Raw genomic sequence first — 17,021 nt, 5'->3', positions numbered from 1 at the left:
CGCGCTCCTGCCCGCAGGTGTCAGGACTGTCAGAACCCCGGGGCGGCGCCGACCGCCTCGTGGCGGGCCCGGACGGTGGCGATGGTCCGGTCGCCGTCCGTGTCCCAGATCTCCTGGTTGAAGATCTCCACCTCGGCACAGCCGGTCCAGCCCGCGGCGGTGACCAGCTCGCGCATCCGCACGAAGTCGATGTGGCCGTCGCCGACGTGCCCGCGGCCCAGGAGCATGTCGGCCGGCAGCGGCACGACCCAGTCGCATTCTTGGTAGGACAGGATCCGATTCCCCTTGCCGGCGCGGGCGATCGACGCCTCCAGCCGCGGATCCCACCACACGTGGTAGGTGTCGACGACCACGCCGACCTGCTCGGCCGGGAACGCCTCGGCGAGGTCGAGCGCCTGCCCGAGCGTGGAGACCACGGCCCGGTCCGCGCAGAACATCGGATGCAGCGGCTCGATCGCGAGCCGCACGCCGTGGTCCGCGGCGAACGGCGCCAGGTCGGCGATGCCCTGGGCGACGGCCTCTCGGGCGGCGGGCAGGTCCTTGGACCCGGAGGGGAGCCCGCCGACCACGAGGATCAGCACGTCGGTACCGACACCGGCTGCTTCGAGGACGGCTTGCTTGTTGTCGGCCAGGGCCGCGGCGCGGTCCTCGGCGGAGGCGGCGGTCATGAAGCCGCCGCGACACAGGCTGGTGACCTTGATGCCTGATGCGCGCACGATCTTGGCGGCCGCCTCGATGCCGATCTCCTGGACGCGGTCGCGCCACAGGCCGATGGCCGGGATACCCGCGCGGACACAGCCGTCGACGGCTTCGGCAAGGGTCAGGCGCTTCACAGTGGCCTGATTCAGCGAGAGTCTCACGAGGGCACGACCTCCGCGAACCGCGCCGCCGCCAGCTCCGGATCGTCGATGACACCGGCGATCTCGGCGAGCCGCAGCAGCTCGGTCAGGTGCGTCGCGTCCCGCGCCGTCTCCAGGCCGCCGACCATGCGGAAGTGGTCCTGGTGGCCGTTCAGGTAGGCCAGGAAGACCAGACCGGTCTTGTAGTTGAAGGTCGGCTTCTCGAAGATGTGGCGCGACAGAGCGATCGTCGGTTCCATCAAGCGGTCGTAGGTCTCCAGGTCGCCGCGGTCCAGGGCTTGCAGCGCCTGCGAAGCGGGGCGTGCGATGCCGTCGAAGATGCCCAACAACGCGTCGGAGTAGGTGTCGGCGTCGCCCTTGATGAGGTCGGGGTAGTTGAAGTCGTCGCCGGTGTAGAGGCGGATGCCGTCCGGCAGCGCGCGGCGGAGCTCGAGTTCGTGGTCGGCGTTCAGCAGCGAGACCTTGATGCCGTCGACCTTCGCCGGGTTGGCGTTGATCAGCTCCAGGACGGTCGCCATGGCTGTCGGGATGTCGCAGGAGCCCCAGTAGCCCGCCAGCATCGGGTCGAACATGTCGCCCAGCCAGTGCAGGATCACCGGATCCGAGGCCTGATTCAGCAGCGAGCCGTAGACGCTCAGGTAGTCGTCGGCGGACTGCGCGGATGCGGCCATGGCGCGGCTCGCCATCAGGATGACGCGCGCTCCGGCCTCCTCGACCACGCCGAGCTGTTCCTCATACGCGGCCTGAATGTCAGGGAGTGAATGTGTGCCGGCCGCGAGCTGGTCCGTGCCGGCCCCGCAGGCCAGCAGCGCCGGTACCCGGGCCGCGTCCACGGCCTTGGCCGCCGCGCCGCTGCGCCGTATCAGCTCCTGCGTGGCCGCCCAGTCCAGGCCCATGCCGCGCTGGGCGGTGTCCATGGCGTCCGCGATGCCGAAGCCCAGCGACCACAGGTGCTCGCGGAAGCGCAGGGTCGCGTCCCAGTCCAGGATCGCCGGTCGGCCGGGGCCGTTGTCCGCCGAAGGGTCCGCCACGACGTGCGCGGCGGCGTACACGACGCGCGAGGTGAAGCCGGTCATGGCGGTGCTCACTTCCCGGCGCGGTCGAGGTCCGGCACGGAGACCTTGCGGCCCTCGCGCCAGGACTGCGCGCCGAGCTCGGCCAGCTGCACGCCGCGGGCCCCGGCCCACAGGTCGTGCGTGTACGGCGCGTCGGCGACCAGGTGCGCGAGGAACATCTCCCACTGGACCTTGAATCCGTTGTCCAGGACGGCGTTGTCCGGGACCTCCTGCCACTGCGCCACGAAGTCCTCGGTCGCCGGGATGTCCGGGTTCCACACCGGCTTGGGGGTGGCGGCGCGGTGCTGGGCCTTGCAGTTGCGCAGGCCGGCGACCGCGCTGCCGTGCGTGCCGTCGATCTGGAACTCGACCAGTTCTTCGCGGTTGACGCGGGTGGTCCACGAGGAGTTCAGGGAGGCGACGATGCCGCCTTCGAGCTCGAAGATGGCGTACGCGGCGTCGTCGGCGGTGGCCTGGTACTGGCGGCCTTGCTCGTCCCAGCGCGTCGGGATGTCCGTTCGGGCCTCGGCGTAGACGCTCTGGACCGGCGCGACCACGTGGTCCAGCACGTAGCGCCAGTGCGGGAACATGTCGAGGATGATGCCGCCGCCGTCCTCGGCGCGGTAGTTCCACGACGGCCGCTGGGCCGGCTGCCAGTCGCCCTCGAAGACCCAGTAGCCGAACTCGCCGCGCACCGACAGGATGCGGCCGAAGAAGCCGGAGTCGACCAGCCGCTTCAGCTTCAACAGGCCCGGCAGGAAGAGCTTGTCCTGGACCACGCCGTGCTTGATGCCGGCGGCGTCGGCGATGCGCGCGAGGCTGATCGCGTCGTCCAGGGTCTCGGCGGTCGGCTTCTCGGTGTAGATGTGCTTGCCGGCTTCGATCGCCCGGGTGATGGCCGGGACGCGGGCCTGGGTGACCTGCGCGTCGAAGTAGACGGAGACCGAGGGGTCGGCGAGGGCCTCGTCCAGCGAGGTGGTCCACTTGTCCAGGCCGTGCTGTGCGGCCAGCGCCTCGATCTTCTCAGCGTTGCGGCCGACCAGGACCGGCTCGGGCCAGACGGTGCGGCCGTCGGGCAGGAGCAGGCCGCCCTGCTCGCGGATGGCGAGGATGGACCGCAGCAGGTGCTGCCGGTAGCCCATCCGTCCGGTCACACCGTTCATGGCTATGCCGACTACTTCGCGCGTCATCGCAGCTCCCGAGACCTAGTTGTGATCACCGAAAGGCCCGATCAGCACTGGAAAGCGCTTTCCCAACCGGTCCCGAGGCGATAGGTTACGAGCGTGTCCACGCAGCGGTCAACACCCTCGCCGGCCCCCCGCCGCGGTGGCGCCACCCTGCAGCAGGTGGCCGACACCGCGGGCGTCTCGCTGGCCACCGCTTCCCGGGTGCTCAACGGCAGCACCCGCACCGTCAACGCCGAGCTCAGCGAGCACGTGCGCGAGGTCGCCGCGCGCCTGCGCTACGTCTCGCACGGACCGGCGCAGGCGCTGGCCCGGGCCACGACCTCGCTGGTCGGCCTGCTCGTGCACGACGTCAACGACCCGTACTTCTCGGCGATCGCCGCCGGCGCGATGCGCGTGGCGCGGGAGCAGGACCTGCTGGTGATGGTCGCGAACACCTACCGCGACCCGGCTCTGGAACTGGACTACATCACGCGCCTGGGCGCGCAGCGGGCCCGGGCGATCCTGGTCGCCGGATCGCCGCCGGTGGACCCGAAGCTGGCCGGACCCCTGCGCGAGCGGCTGCTGGACTACCAGCAGGGCGGCGGTCGGGTGGTGGCCATCGGCGACCAGGGCCCCGAGATCGACGCGGTGCTGCCGGCGAACGTGGAGGGGGCGCGGGCGGCGGCTCTGCATCTGACCGCGCTCGGGCACCGCGAGATCGGGATGATCGCCGGTCCGCGCGGTCTGGTGACGATCGCCGACCGGTCTGAAGGTTTCCGCAGGGGATTGATGGAGAGCGACGGCGATCCGGCCGGCTATGAGATCGAGGGCGACTTCACCCGCGACGGCGGCTACGACGCGACCCGGCGGTTGCTGGCCGAGCGGCCCGGCATGACGGCGGTCTTCGTGATGGCCGACGTGATGGCCATCGGCGCACTGGCGGCGTTGCGGGAGGCGGGACGGCGGGTGCCCGGCGACGTGAGCCTGGTCGGCTTCGACGACCTGCCGATCTGCGCCGACCTGGTGCCCGCGCTGACGAGCGTGCGGGTCGACGCCGAGGGCATGGGCGAGCAGGCGATGCGGATGGTGGTCGCCCCGGCCGCCGAGGTCGAAGCCGAGGACGAGGGGCGCGCGGTCGTGCACAGCGCCACGGAACTGATCGTGCGGGGGAGCACGGGACCGGCCGCCTGAGCCGGTTCGCAGTACACGTATATATAGGGGTGGGAATTGAGTCTGCTCGCTTCCGAGGCTTCGGCTGCCGGTGCGCCCGGAATCCTGGTCCCCGTCGTCCTGTGCGCGGCCTTCCTGCACGCGAGCTGGAACGCGATCCTCAAGTTCGTCTCCGACAAGCTGACCGCGTCGCTGCTGATGACGGTGTCCGGCGGCGTGCTGGCGGGGATCGGCGCGTTCGTGCTGCCGGTGCCCGATCGCGCGTCGTGGGCGCTGCTGCTGGTCTCGGCGGCGTTGCACGTCGGCTACTTCCTGATGCTGATCAAGACGTTCGAGATCGGCGACTTCAACCAGGTCTATCCGCTGGCGCGAGGGCTGTCGCCGGTGGTGGTGGCGGTCTTCGCGACGTTGCTGGGCGATCCGATGTCACGGCACCAGACGGTGGGCATCGCAGTGGTCTGCGGCGGCTTGACGACACTGGTCTTCTCGGCGGGACGGCCGAAGCGCACGCAGGGCAAGGCGCTCTTCTGGGCGGCGATGACCGGGCTGTCGATCGCGACGTACACGGTCACGGACGGCATAGCGGTGCGGCATTCCGGGACGGCCGCGGGCTACACGGCGTGGATGATGCTCGCGGAGAGCACCATGATGACGGCCGCGTGTGTAGCGATCATGGTGCGGCGCGGTCGGGCGCCCGAGGGGGTGGGGGTGCTTCCCACGCTCAGGAAGCTGAGTCGGGGCGATGTGGTGCGCGGGGTGATCGCGGGCGCGCTGTCGCTGTTCGCCTACGGCCTGGTGCTGTGGGCGCAGACGCGCGGGGCGCTCGCCGCCGTGTCGGCGCTGCGCGAGACCAGCGTGATCTTCGGCGCGGCGCTGGGATCGGTGTTCCTGCGCGAGCCGTTCGGGCGGTACCGGATCTTCGCGGCGGTGGCGATAGCGAGCGGGATCCTGATCCTGGAGGCGGCCTGAGAGCAGCAGACCGCCCCGGCTCAGATCCGCACCGCGTCCAGCGCCGTCCGCATCCGCATGACCCGCCGCTCCAGCCGCCCGACCGGTCCCTCGCGTCCGTTCTGGTCGATCAGCAGCGCCAGGGTGCCCTCGATGGCGCCGAGCCGGTTCGACAGCTCGTCCAGCATCCGCGGGGTGACGCCGGCCTGCTCGCGGAGCATCTCGGCCTGCTCCTTCAGCTGGCGGTTCTTGCGGTGCAGTTCGGCGAACACGCCGACCTTCGCGCGCAGGACCCACGGGTCGAAGGGCTTGGTCAGGTAGTCCGCGGCGCCGGCGGCGTAGCCGCGCAGCGTCTGGTGCGGGCCGTCGCCGGCGGCGGTGAGGAAGATGATCGGGGTGTCGCGGGAGCGTTCGCGCAGCCGGACGTGCGCGGCCACCTCGAAGCCGTCCATGCCGGGCATGCGGACGTCCAGCAGGATCACCGCGAAGTCCTCGCGCAGGACGGCGCGCAGCGCCTGCTCGCCGGAGGCGGCGGTGACCAGCTCGTGGCCCAGCGAGCCCAGGATCGACTCCAGGGCCAGCAGGTTCTCCGGGCGGTCGTCGACCAGCAGGATCTTGATGTCGGCGCCGGACGGCGCCGAGGCGCGGTGCGCGTCGTTCACTGGGCCGGGCCTCCTGCCGTGGGCTGCGCGCCGGTCTCGGCGTCCAGCCAGCCTCGCATGACGGTCAGCAGATGCGGGGTGTCCACCGGCTTGGTCACGTAGTCCGAGGCGCCGGCCTCGATCGACTTCTCGCGGTCGCCGCGCATGGCCTTGGCGGTCAGCGCGATGATCGGCAGGTTCTTGTAGCGGTCGATCTCGCGGATCGCGGCCATCGTGGCGTAGCCGTCCATCTCCGGCATCATCACGTCCATCAGGACCAGCGCGACGTCGTCGGCGCGCTCCAGCGCCTCCAGCCCGGCGCGGCCGTTCTCGGCGTTCAGGACCGTGCAGCCGTGCTGCTCCAGGACCGAGGTGAGGGCGAAGACGTTGCGGATGTCGTCGTCGACGATGAGGATCTTCTCGCCGTCGAAGGTGATGTCCGAGCCGGCCGCGTACAGCTCCGTCGAGGGCAGATACAGGTCCGGGTGCGGGGCCTGTTCGGGGATCAGCGGCAGGGTCGGGGCCGGTTCGGCGATCGCGCTGGAGGGACCCGGGCTCGTGCCGTAGCCCATGCTGCCCGTGCTGCCGAACACCGCGCCGCCGTCCGGTCCGACCGCGTGCGGCAGGAACAGGGTGAACGTCGAGCCGCGGCCGCGCTGGCTCTCGGCGCGGATGCCGCCGCCGAGCAGCTTGGCGATCTCCCGGCTGATGGACAGCCCCAGGCCCGTGCCGCCGTAGCGGCGCGAGGTGGTGCCGTCCTCCTGCTGGAAGGCCTCGAAGACGGTCTGGATCTTGTCGTCCACGATGCCGATTCCGGTGTCGGACACCGCGAAGGACACCGCGGGCTCCAGCGCCACCTCGTTGCTGTCCTCCGGGCCGCCGAGCACGATGTCGCCGACGGTGTCCACGACCAGCTCCACGTGCCCGGTCTCGGTGAACTTCACCGAGTTCGACAGCAGGTTGCGAAGGACCTGCTGCAGCCGCTGCTCGTCGGTGAACAGGTGCGCCGGCACCGAGGGCGCGACCCGCACCCGCAGCTCCAGGCCCTTCTGCTCGGTCTGCGGCCGGAAGGTGGCCTCGACGTAGTCCACCAGCTGGCTGACCGCTATCCGGGCCGGCTGCACGTCCATGCGCCCGGCCTCGATCTTGCTCAGGTCCAGGATGTCGTTGATCAGCTGGAGCAGGTCGCTGCCCGCGCCGTGGATGGTCTCGGCGTACTCCACCTGGCGCTCGGTGAGGTTGCCCTCGGCGTTGTCGGCCATCAGCCGGGCCAGGATCAGCAGGCTGTTCAGCGGCGTGCGCAGCTCGTGCGACATGTTCGCCAGGAACTCGGACTTGTAGCGCGAGGACATCGTGAGCTGGTTCGCGCGCTCCTCCAGCTCCTGCCGCGCCTGCTCGATCTCGGAGTTCTTGACCTCGATGTCCTGGTTCTGCCGGGCCAGCAGCTCGGCCTTCTCCTCCAGCTCGGCGTTGGAGCGGCGCAGCTCCTTCTGCTGCATCTGCAGCTCGTCGGTGCGGGCCTTGAGCTCGTCGGCCAGCCGGCGGGACTCCCCGAGCAGCTCCTCGGTGCGGGTGTTGGCGGTGATGGTGTTGACCGTGACGCCGACCATCTCCATCAGCGATTCCAACAGGGCCCGGTGGACCTCGTCGAAGCTGTGGAAGCTGGCCAGCTCGATGACCGCCATGACCTCGTTCTCGAACAGGACCGGCAGCACCGCGACCGAGGACGGCGGCGCGGATCCGAGCCCTGAGGAGATGCGGATGTAGTCCACCGGCGCGTGCTGGATCAGGATCGGCTTGCGCTCCACCGCGGCCTGGCCGACCAGGCCCTGGCCCAGCCGGAAGCGCGAGGTGACGTCCGGGGACTCGCGGTCCACGCCGTAGGAGGCGATGAGGTTCAGCACCTTCGTGCCGGACTCCTTGCGGGCCAGGTAGAAGGCCCCGTACTGGGCGTTCACCAGCGGTGTCAGCTCGCTCATGATGAGCGCGGAGACCGCGTCCAGGTCGCGCTGGCCCTGCATCATGCCGCTCATCCGGGCCAGGTTCGTGTTCAGCCAGTCCTGCTGGTCGTTCCGGCGCGTGGTCTCGCGCAGGTTGCCGATCATCTGGTTGATGTTGTTCTTCAGCTCGGCGACCTCGCCCTTGGTCTCGACCGTGATCAGCCGGGTCAGGTCGCCGGCGGTCACCGCGGTCGCGACCTCGGCGATCGCGCGCACCTGGGTGGTCAGGTTGGAGGCGAGTTCGTTCACCGACTCGGTGAGGCGCTGCCAGGTCCCCGAGACGTCCTCGACCGTGGCCTGCCCGCCCAGCTTGCCCTCGGTGCCGACCTCGCGGGCCACGCGGGTGACCTCGGAGGCGAACGCGGAGAGCCGGTCCACCATGGTGTTCAGCGTGGTCTTGAGCTCCAGGATCTCCCCGCGCGCCTCGACGTCGATGCGCTTGGACAGGTCGCCGTTGGCCACCGCGGTGGTCACCTGCGCGATGTTGCGGACCTGGCTGGTCAGGTTGTTCGCCATCGCGTTGACGTTGTCGGTGAGGTCCTTCCAGGTGCCGGCCACGCCGCGCACGGTGGCCTGGCCGCCGAGCTTGCCCTCGGTGCCGACCTCGCGGGCCACCCGGGTGACCTCGTCGGCGAAGGTGCCGAGCCGGTCCACCATCTTGTTCAGGGTGGTCTTCAGCTCCAGGATCTCCCCGCGCGCGTCGACGGTGATGGTCTGGGTCAGGTCGCCGGAGGCCACGGCGGTGGCCACCTGCGCGATGTTGCGCACCTGGGTGGTGAGGTTGTCGGCCATGGAGTTCACCGAGTCGGTGAGGTCCTTCCAGGTGCCGGCCACGCCCGGGACCCGGGCCTGCCCGCCGAGGCGGCCCTCGGTGCCCACTTCCAGGGACACCCGGGTGACCTCGTCGGCGAACCCTGAGAGCTGGTCCACCATCGTGTTGATGGTGTCCTTCAGCTCCAGCATCTCCCCGGCCACCTCGACCGTGATCTTCTGGGTCAGGTCGCCCTGGGCGACCGCCGTGGTGACGCCCGCTATGTCGCGGACCTGCGCGGTGAGGTTGCGGGCCGCGGAGTTCACCGAGTCGGTGATGTCGCGCCAGATGCCCTCGGCGTGCGGGACGGTGGCCTGACCGCCCAGGCGGCCCTCGGTGCCGAGCTCTCGCGCGACCCTGATCACCTCGGAGGCGAAGCCCGACAGCTGTCCGACCATGGCGTCGATGGTGCGGGCGAGCTCGGCCACCGGCCCGGTGCCCATCTCGTCCAGGTCGCCGGACAGCGCGATCTTGCGCGACAGGTCGCCGCGGGCCACCGCCTGGGCCACCTCCAGGATCGCTCCGAGCTGGCGGTCCAGCTCGGCGTCCGCCAGGCGTTCCGATTGCAGCGTCATCGCCGCGCCTCCTTGACGTGGGCGGGCGCTCCGCGCTGGTGTCCGACGGTCGTTGACTCTCAGTGCTCTCGGAGTCACCCGTCGTACGGCGGCCGCCGCCCGGTGTTCTCTCGGTCTGTCACAGTCTCGCAGATCGTCGGGGCGGAAACGGATGAACCATACGATTAGCCCGCACGGGAGCCCCGGCCGGGCTAGGCTCGAAGACGATGGCCCCTCGCACCCCCCGTACACCTCTTCCCCGAGACCGCCCCGAAGAAGCGGTCCGGCTGACCCTGCTTTCCCAGGCCGGTGAACTCCTGGCCGGCACGCTGGACCGGCGCCGCCTGGCGGCGCTGGCCTCCCAGCTCGTCGTGCCCAGGCTGGCCGACTGGGTCGCACTCTATCCGCCCGCGGACCAGCGCTCCGGAACGGGCTCCTACGTGGGTACAGATCACTCGAATGTGTCATCCCCGTTGGCACCGGAGCACATCTGGCACCGGGAGGAACGCAGGCTGGACGCCCTGGCCGCGGCGCTGGCCGACTGGCGGCCGCCGGCGGGTGAGGATGGTCACGTTCCCGGATCCGGATACGGATCCGGATCCGGATACGGCTCCTGGCCGGTCCCGGTCCCCTCGCCGTACGGCCAGGCGCTGCCGATCCCGCTGATCGCGCGCGGCGTGTCGCTGGGCACCCTGGTCCTGGGCGGCCCGGGCAAGCGCGGCTTCGCCGGCCCCATGGTGCCGCTGGCGATGGAGCTGGCCGCGCGGATCGCCGGGGCGCTGGACAACGCGCGGCAGTACGCCGAGCAGCTGGAGATCGTCCGGGGCCTGCAACGCTCGCTGCTGCCGCCCTCGCTGCCGACGGTGGAGGGCCTGGACATCGGCGTGGTCTACGAGGCCGCCTCCAACAGTGACGGGGTCCACGTCGGCGGCGACTTCTACGACGTGTTCCCGATCAGCCGGAAGGTCTGGGGCTTCGCGGTCGGCGACGTCTGCGGCACCGGCCCGGAGGCCGCGGCCCTGACCGGGCTGGCCCGCCACTCGCTGCGCCTGCTGGCCCGCGAGGGCCGCTCGCCGGTCTCGGTGGTCGAGCGGCTCAACCAGGCGGTGCTGGAAGAGGGCGAACTCGCCGGCGACGCGGGCCGTTTCATCACCCTGCTGTACGGCGAGGTCGAACCCCGCCCCGACGGCTCGGCCCAGCTGGTGATGGTCTGCGCCGGCCATCCGCTGCCGCTGATCCTGCGCCAGGACGGCAGCGTGCGCGCCGCCGCGAACCCGCAGCCGCTGCTCGGCGTGCTTCCCGACCCGACGCTGTACGCCGAGGACGTGGAACTGGGCGCCGGCGAGGTCCTGCTGGTCTACACCGACGGCGCGAGCGAGCGCCGCAACGGCCGCCAGATGCTCGGCGACGAGGGCGTGGCCGCGGCGCTGTCCGGCTGCTCGGGCATGACCGCGCCTGGCGTCGTGGCGCGGGTGCGGCAGGCGGTCGTGGACTTCGGGGCCTCGGGGACCCGGGACGACCTGGCGCTGCTGGCCCTGCGAGCCTCCAAGGGCTGAGATGCGGTCCCGAGCCGGGGGGACCGCTCGGGACCGCGTTGGGCCTGGGACGGCCTTATCGGTTATGACGCCTCATCCCGGCCGATGGGTTGTATCGGTTGCTCTTCTATTAGATACGCGTGGAAGAGAACCGTGCGCAGGTAGGCGTCGAAGGATTCGTGGCGCCTGATGCGGCGCCAGTGCAGGTGGATCTTGACGAACGCGGCCTGCACCAGGTCCGCGGCCAGGTGCCAGTCCCCGCACATCAGATAGGCGGTGCGCCGGAGCGCCGCGCCTTTGGCGGCGACGAGTTCGGCGAACTCCGCCTCGTACGACCTGTCCATCCCCCACCTCTTCCTGCTCCTGCGCCGGCAGGAGTTATACGGAAGTAGGGGTGCGCGGGGTTGCTTCGGTCACCGCCGCGTGTACGCGAGCTGCGATACGCCCAGGTACCCCGAGGCGAAGCCGGCCTCGCAGTAGGCCAGGTAGAACCGCCAGGTGCGGCGGAAGACCTCGTCGAAGCCGTGCGCGGCGACCTTCGGCCAGTTCTCCTCGAAGCGCCGGCGCCAGATCCGCAGGGTGCGGGCGTAGTCCAGGCCGAAGTCCCGGCGCGCGGCCAGGCGCAGGCCGGCGGTGTCGGCGGCGTAGTCGAGCTCGGGGATCGAGGGGATGAGGCCGCCGGGGAAGACGTACTTGTGGATCCAGGAGTACGAGTCCTGGGTGGCGAGCATGCGGTGGTGGGCCATGGTGATGGCCTGGATGGCCACGCGGCCGCCGGGGGCCAGGTTGCGTTCGATGGCCTGGAAGTAGCCCGGCAGGTAGCGCCGGCCCACCGCCTCGATCATCTCCACCGAGACCACGGCGTCGAACGGCCGTTCCTCGGCCACCTCGCGGTAGTCGGCCAGGCGGACCTCGACGCGGTCGGACAGGCCGGCCGCGGCGATGCGCTTGCGGGCCAGCTCCTGCTGCTCCTCCGACAGGGTCACGGTCAGCACCGTGGCGCCGCGCTCCCCGGCCGCCTTGATCGCCAGCCCGCCCCAGCCGGAGCCGATCTCCAGCAGCCGCGTGCCCTTGCGGACCCCGGCCGCGTCGAGCATCGCGTCGATCTTGCGCAGCTGGGCGGCGTGCAGGTCGCCGGGGCCGTCGGCGTCGGCGACCGGGTCGAACAGGGCCGAGGAGTAGGTCATCGACGGGTCCAGGAACGCCTCGAACATGTCGTTCGACAGGTCGTAGTGCGCGTGCGCGTTGTGGCGTGCGCCGTGCCGGTCCCCGTCCTGGTCGCGGGGGACGTGCTGGGCCGCGAGCGTGCGCAGCCGCTGGAGCGGCCTGGGGACCAGGTCCTCCAGCCGGGCGGCCAGCTCGGTCAGCAGCGCCACCAGCTCATCGCCCGTCTCGGTGTCCCACGCGCCGGTCTGGTAGGACTCGCCGAACCCGATCAGGCCGTCGGTGCCCAGCCGGTTCAGGAACTCCTCCGGCCGCCGCACCCGCAGCACGGGGCCGCCGCCGCCGGGCACGCCCGCGCCGGCCAGCGCCAGGCCGTTGGGTCCCACCACGGTGACCGGGACGTCTTTGAGCGCATGGGTGAACAAGCGGCGGGCGATACGGGCGCGCACCGGCCGGTCCGGGACCCGCGCGAGGTCGGGCCAGCGGTCGGTGTCGATCAGCGGGATGGCAGGGTGGGTCATGATTCCACTCCGAGATCCGGGTCGGGGCACTGGACGCCTTCAGTAACGTAACACGCTCTTGATCATCAGGCGCGGACCCGCCCGGCGGGCGTCAGGACTCGTTGTAGGCCCTCGGGAGCGGCAGCCTGGAAGGCCTCGGCGATCACATCGGTGTAGCGGGGCGGCCGTGCTCCGGCCGGGTCCGCCGCACCGTGGTGATCAAGGAGGCACGCATGGCTGAACGCCAGAACGAGCCGATTCCAATCCCGGACGCGCGAGAGCAGCGTATGACCGGAGCCGGGCAGGACGATGCGCGCCACATCGTGCCCTTCTGCCCGGGCCCGCGCGGCGTATTCGTAGGAGGAGCGAGGCGAGGTGACCTGGTCGCGGGTCCCGTGCGCCAGCAGAAGGCGCCGCCCGGCCAGCTGCGCGGTCGGTTCGTCCCCGGGCAGCCACGGCGCCAGCCCCAGAACGCCGACCACACCCGGCGCGTCGGCGGCGTTCACCACGGCCCGCCCCCCGAGCGAGTGCCCGCCGAGCACCAGGGGCGCGTCGCCGTACTGCTCGGCGAGCCGCGTGACAGCCCAGCGCACATCCGGCACCGGAGCCCGCTCGTCCCCGTTCCAGCCCTGATAACGGAAGCACATGGTGTGCACCGCCACCCCGCGCTCGGCCAGCCGCGGAGCCACAGCCCGCGCGATCATGCGCACCCGCGTCACCGCCCCGCCCCGCCGATGCGGCGCCTGATGCGATTCTTCCCTGCCCCCGTGCGCCAACAGGACCGCGCCGACCACGCCACCGGCAACCGGGCGGATCGGCGGATCGAGGCGGGGTTCGAATTCCCTGCTCACGGGAGCGAGGGTACCGCTGGGAGGTTCGTGTTGCGAAGCATCGTCTCGGGGGCCGGGCGGGTGGGGGCCCGGCGAGCGAAAAAGCCGAAGCCCGCCGGAGCGAAAGCTCCGACGGGCCCCGGCCCTACAGCGAAAGCGGAAGCGCCGGCCTCACGCGGCCTTGCGCTGCTCCCCCGCGGCCTCGGCGAACTCGTCGCGCGGGCGCTCGATGGAGCCCAGGCCGACGGCTTCGCGGCGGAAGAACAGGGCCAGGGTCCAGTCGGCGATGACGCGGATCTTGCGGTTGAAGGTGGGGACCCGGCTCATGTGGTAGGTGCGGTGCATGAACCAGGCCGGCCAGCCGCGCAGGCGGATGTTGTAGACGTCGGCGACGCCCTTGTGCAGGCCCAGGGAGGCCACCGAGCCGACGTGCTTGTGCTTGTACTCGTGGGGCTCGAAGCCGCGGACGACCGCCACCACGTTGTCGGCCAGCTGCTTGGCCTGGCGCACCGCGTGCTGCGCCGAGGGGGAGCACCACTTGCCGGGGTTGGCCAGGTCCGGGACCTGCGCGCCGTCGCCGGCGGCCCAGACGTTGGTGAAGCCCTCGACCTGCAGGGTCGGGTTGGCCTTCACGTGGCCGCGCTCGCCCAGCGGGACGCCGAACTTCTGCACCACCGGGTTCGGCTTCACGCCGGCGGTCCACACGATGGTGGAGGCCACCATCTTGGTGCCGTCGGACAGCTGCACGCGGCGGTTGACGCAGGACTCCAGGAAGGTGTTCAGCTTGACCTGGATGCCGCGCTTCTCCAGCTCCTTGACGGTGTACTCGCCCAGGGCCGGCCGGACCTCGGGCAGGATGCGCCCGGAGCCCTCGACCATCACCCAGCGCATGTCCTCCGGGCGGATGTTCGGGTAGATCTTGCAGGCGTCGCGGGCCATGTCCTCCAGCTCGGCGATGGCCTCGATGCCGGCGAAGCCGCCGCCGATGAAGACGAAGGTCAGCGCCCGGCGGCGGATCTTCTCGTCCTTGGTGGTGGCCGCGATGTCCATCTGGCCCAGGACGTGGTTGCGCAGGGCTATGGCCTCTTCGACCTGCTTGAAGCCGATGCCGTTCTCGGCCAGGCCCGGGATCGGCAGGGTGCGCGCGATCGAGCCGACCGCGATGACCACCTGGTCGAACTCGATCTCGTAGGGGTCGCCGACGATCGGCTCGATCGAGGCGACCTTGCGCTCGTGGTCGATGTCGGTGACCCGCGCGGTGAGCACCTCGGCGCGCTTGAGCACCCGGCGCAGCGGCACCACGACGTGGCGCGGGGACAGGGAGCCGGCCGCCGCTTCGGGCAGGAACGGCTGGTAGGTCATGTACGAGCGCGGGTCGACGACCGTGACCAGCGCTTCGTCCTTGCCGAGCTTCTTGAGGATGCGGTGCGCCGTGTACATCCCGACGTAGCCGCCGCCAACGATCAGAATCCGAGGGATCGCCTTGCCGTTCCCGCTCGCCTTACCCACTTGATGCTCGCCTCCGCCGCCTAGTCCAAGGCCGCCTTCTCGACGCTCGATCTTCTTACTTCTCAAGCGTAGAGACGTTCAGAGGGTGCCCGGTGCGGCCGGTGTTAACAGCTGGTGTCGGCGGGAAGATTTGTGCGCGTTTGACAGTGGATGCGCTGGTGACGCTGGTCACACTGTGAGCAACATTACAGCTATCCCGACACAGTGTCAGGTAGTGAGACACATTCGACGATGTGTAGAAGAATAGCGCCGCCCGTGAATACGAGCGGCGCCACGGGAGAGTTCCCGCCCCTTTCTCAGGCGGTGTCTCAGGCGATGGTCGGCGACCTCAGCCCGAGTACGGCCGGACGACCCGATCGGCTTTCGCGACGAAGGAACCGTCCGTCTTCAGCCCCCAGCGCGGATCCGAAACGATCTTGTACAGCTGGTCGTCGGTGAGCGGGCCGTTGCTCCACTCCACGACGTTGATCAGCATGTGGTCGGGCCGGGTGATCATGACCGTGTTGCTGTGCGTCGGCGGGCCACTGGCCGGCTCGCCGGTGCCGTGCACCACCATGACCACCGAGCCGTCGGAGAGCGTGCCCGCCGCGCAGTAGTCGGTCTCGAAGGCCGGGTAACAGACCGACTGCGGGCTCTTCCCCCGCAGATCAGGAACGCTGTGCGCCGCAGCCTTTCGGCCGACTGGTATGCGGTGACAGCGGCCTTCGGATGCTTTTCGCAGGTCAGGCGATACTCGCCGCGATCCCGTCCAGGATGTCCCGCTCGCTGATCACGACCTCCGGCGTTCCCAGGCTGGGCGCCACCCGCTCCATGATCGCCAGCAGGATCAGCGCCCCGGCCCCGATCACGTCGGCGCGCCCCGGGTGGATCGCCGGGACCGCCTTGCGCTCGTCCGGCGTCATCCCCAACAGCTGTGCGGTCATGTCGCGGACCCGGCCCAGCGAGATGTGCGACAAGTGGACGCGGGAGGAGTCGTACTCCCGCAGGTCCAGCGCGACCGCGCCGAGCGTGGTCACGGTGCCGGCCAGGCCCACCAGGGTGCGCGCCTCGTCCAGCGGCACCGCCTCGGCGGCCCGGTCGATCAGCTTCTCGATGTCCGCCCTCGCCGCCTTTACCTGGGCCTCGGTCGCGACACCGTCCGACTTCAGGTGCCGCTCGTACATCCGCACGCTGCCCATGTCGACGCTGCGGGCCGCGATCACGCCGCGCTCGTCGTCGCCGAGCACGAACTCCGTCGAACCGCCGCCGATGTCGATGACCAGGTACGGCGCCTGGTGCCGGTCGTGCGGCAGCTCGGCGGTGGCGCCGGTGAAAGCGAAGCGCGCTTCCTCGTCCCCGGTGGCCACGTACGGCTCGACGCCGAGGATGCCCTTGACCCCCTTGACGAACTCCCCGCGGTTCTCGGCGTCGCGGGTGGCGCTGGTGGCGACGAAGCGCAGCGGGATCGGCTCGCCGCCGCTGTTGCGCTCGATCAGGTCCTGGTACTCCAGGCACGCGTTGAAGGTGCGCTCCAGCGCGGCCGGGGCCAGCCGGCCGGTGGCGTCCACGCCCTCGCCGAGGCGCACGATGCGCATCTCGCGCACCACGTCCTCGGTCTTGCCGGTCCGCCGGTGGACGTCCGCGATCAGCAGCCTGATGGAGTTGGTGCCGCAGTCGATCGCGGCGACGCGCTTCGTCATGTCGTTCATGTTCCGCTATGCACCCGCTTCCATGCCCGGTTCGACACATGGCCCGGACTTCCACCACTCCGGCAGCAGCGCCAGCGCCTCGTCGCCCAGCGGGTTCACCCCGGGGCCGACGGCCAGGGAGTGGCCGACCAGAACGTGCAGGCACTTCACGCGGTCCGGCATGCCGCCGGCGGTCGGGAAGCCCTCCAGGACCTCGATGGCGTCGCGCCGGGACCGGTAGTCCTCGTCGGCCGCGCGGTAGGCCGCGGCCAGCTCCGGATCGGTCTTCAGACGCTCGGTCATCTCCTTCATCAGCCCCGAGGCCTCCAGGGTGCCGATCGCCGAGGCCGCCTTGGGGCAGGTCAGGTAGAACAGCGTCGGGAACGGCGCGCCGTCGTGCAGCCGCGGCGCGGTCTCCACCACGTCCGGGTTGCCGCAGGCGCAGCGGTGCGCGATCTGGCGCACGCCCCGGGGCGTGCGGCTCAGCTGGGCCTCGACGGCGGCCAGGTCGACCTGGTCGACCGGGGGCGGCGGGGTGGACTCGGGGGTGGGGGCGTCGTTCGTCATGGCCCGTCCAGCCTACGTCCTGGCAGGTACTTCCAGCGGAGTAT

14 protein-coding genes and 1 pseudogene are annotated in these 17,021 nt (G+C 70.8%); 3 read left to right on the top strand and 12 right to left on the bottom strand.

Features of this window, described 5'->3' with window-relative positions:
* Nucleotides 1-29 precede the first annotated feature (29 nt).
* The 3 genes from ABIA35_RS01875 to ABIA35_RS01865 are packed head-to-tail and all read right to left on the bottom strand — an operon-like array spanning nucleotide 30 to nucleotide 3,105.
* Nucleotides 30-860, bottom strand: a complete 831-nt coding sequence (locus tag ABIA35_RS01875; protein ID WP_370356278.1) for a sugar phosphate isomerase/epimerase family protein — start codon at nucleotides 858-860, stop codon at nucleotides 30-32.
* Nucleotides 857-1,936, bottom strand: a complete 1,080-nt coding sequence (locus tag ABIA35_RS01870; RefSeq protein WP_370356276.1) for a dihydrodipicolinate synthase family protein — start codon at nucleotides 1,934-1,936, stop codon at nucleotides 857-859. The genes ABIA35_RS01875 and ABIA35_RS01870 overlap by 4 nt, the downstream gene beginning before the upstream one ends.
* A gap of 8 nt (nucleotides 1,937-1,944) precedes the next feature.
* Complete coding sequence (locus ABIA35_RS01865) at nucleotides 1,945-3,105, bottom strand: Gfo/Idh/MocA family protein (RefSeq protein ID WP_370343094.1); 1,161 nt, start codon at nucleotides 3,103-3,105, stop codon at nucleotides 1,945-1,947.
* A 156-nt stretch (nucleotides 3,106-3,261) separates the two neighbouring features.
* Between ABIA35_RS01865 and ABIA35_RS01860 the strand changes: the two genes are divergently transcribed.
* Together ABIA35_RS01860 and ABIA35_RS01855 are read left to right on the top strand one after the other, a co-directional pair.
* Entirely contained in the window at nucleotides 3,262-4,272 is a 1,011-nt protein-coding gene (locus tag ABIA35_RS01860; protein WP_370356274.1) for a LacI family DNA-binding transcriptional regulator, read from the top strand.
* Between the two features lie 36 nt (nucleotides 4,273-4,308).
* Nucleotides 4,309-5,220 carry an EamA family transporter gene (locus ABIA35_RS01855; RefSeq protein ID WP_370343091.1) on the top strand — a complete coding sequence of 304 codons (912 nt, stop codon included), beginning with the start codon at nucleotides 4,309-4,311 and terminating at the stop codon, nucleotides 5,218-5,220.
* Nucleotides 5,221-5,240: 20 nt separating this feature from the next.
* On the opposite strand, the gene ABIA35_RS01850 is transcribed toward ABIA35_RS01855, so the two are convergent.
* Nucleotides 5,241-5,861 (bottom strand): two-component system response regulator, encoded by a 621-nt coding sequence (locus ABIA35_RS01850; protein WP_370343089.1) that lies wholly within the window; start codon nucleotides 5,859-5,861, stop codon nucleotides 5,241-5,243.
* A pseudogene (locus ABIA35_RS01845) lies at nucleotides 5,858-9,190 on the bottom strand (HAMP domain-containing protein); the annotation flags it as partial. The pseudogene ABIA35_RS01845 and the gene ABIA35_RS01850, both read right to left, overlap by 4 nt.
* Nucleotides 9,191-9,432: 242 nt before the next feature.
* Between ABIA35_RS01845 and ABIA35_RS01840 the strand changes: the two are divergent.
* Nucleotides 9,433-10,761, top strand: coding sequence for a PP2C family protein-serine/threonine phosphatase (locus ABIA35_RS01840; protein ID WP_370356272.1), 1,329 nt, complete (start codon nucleotides 9,433-9,435; stop codon nucleotides 10,759-10,761).
* Nucleotides 10,762-10,823: 62 nt separating this feature from the next.
* Here the strand turns inward: ABIA35_RS01840 and ABIA35_RS01835 are convergent, their stop codons facing one another.
* The 7 genes from ABIA35_RS01835 to ABIA35_RS01805 all read right to left on the bottom strand — a co-directional run bounded on the left by ABIA35_RS01835 (nucleotide 10,824) and on the right by ABIA35_RS01805 (nucleotide 16,977).
* Entirely contained in the window at nucleotides 10,824-11,084 is a 261-nt protein-coding gene (locus tag ABIA35_RS01835; protein WP_370356270.1) for a sigma factor, read from the bottom strand.
* Between the two features lie 69 nt (nucleotides 11,085-11,153).
* Nucleotides 11,154-12,425 carry a class I SAM-dependent methyltransferase gene (locus tag ABIA35_RS01830; RefSeq protein WP_370343082.1) on the bottom strand — a complete coding sequence of 424 codons (1,272 nt, stop codon included), beginning with the start codon at nucleotides 12,423-12,425 and terminating at the stop codon, nucleotides 11,154-11,156.
* Nucleotides 12,426-12,490: 65 nt separating this feature from the next.
* Nucleotides 12,491-13,255, bottom strand: a complete 765-nt coding sequence (locus tag ABIA35_RS01825) for an alpha/beta hydrolase family protein (protein WP_370343080.1) — start codon at nucleotides 13,253-13,255, stop codon at nucleotides 12,491-12,493.
* Nucleotides 13,256-13,405: 150 nt separating this feature from the next.
* Nucleotides 13,406-14,743 (bottom strand): NAD(P)/FAD-dependent oxidoreductase, encoded by a 1,338-nt coding sequence (locus ABIA35_RS01820; RefSeq protein WP_370343079.1) that lies wholly within the window; start codon nucleotides 14,741-14,743, stop codon nucleotides 13,406-13,408.
* A gap of 328 nt (nucleotides 14,744-15,071) precedes the next feature.
* Complete coding sequence (locus ABIA35_RS01815; protein WP_370356268.1) at nucleotides 15,072-15,239, bottom strand: hypothetical protein; 168 nt, start codon at nucleotides 15,237-15,239, stop codon at nucleotides 15,072-15,074.
* 226 nt (nucleotides 15,240-15,465) lie between these two features.
* The gene (locus ABIA35_RS01810; RefSeq protein ID WP_370343077.1) at nucleotides 15,466-16,422 is read right to left on the bottom strand and encodes an exopolyphosphatase; all 957 of its coding nucleotides are present in this window, start codon (nucleotides 16,420-16,422) and stop codon (nucleotides 15,466-15,468) included.
* A 15-nt stretch (nucleotides 16,423-16,437) separates the two neighbouring features.
* Nucleotides 16,438-16,977 (bottom strand): DUF501 domain-containing protein, encoded by a 540-nt coding sequence (locus tag ABIA35_RS01805; RefSeq protein WP_370356266.1) that lies wholly within the window; start codon nucleotides 16,975-16,977, stop codon nucleotides 16,438-16,440.
* Nucleotides 16,978-17,021: the final 44 nt, after the last annotated feature.

This window comes from Catenulispora sp. MAP12-49 (assembly GCF_041262705.1).
Taxonomy (GTDB): domain Bacteria; phylum Actinomycetota; class Actinomycetes; order Streptomycetales; family Catenulisporaceae; genus Catenulispora.
Note: the sequence above shows the minus strand (reverse complement) of the source record. Positions and strands in the feature narration are given on the sequence as shown.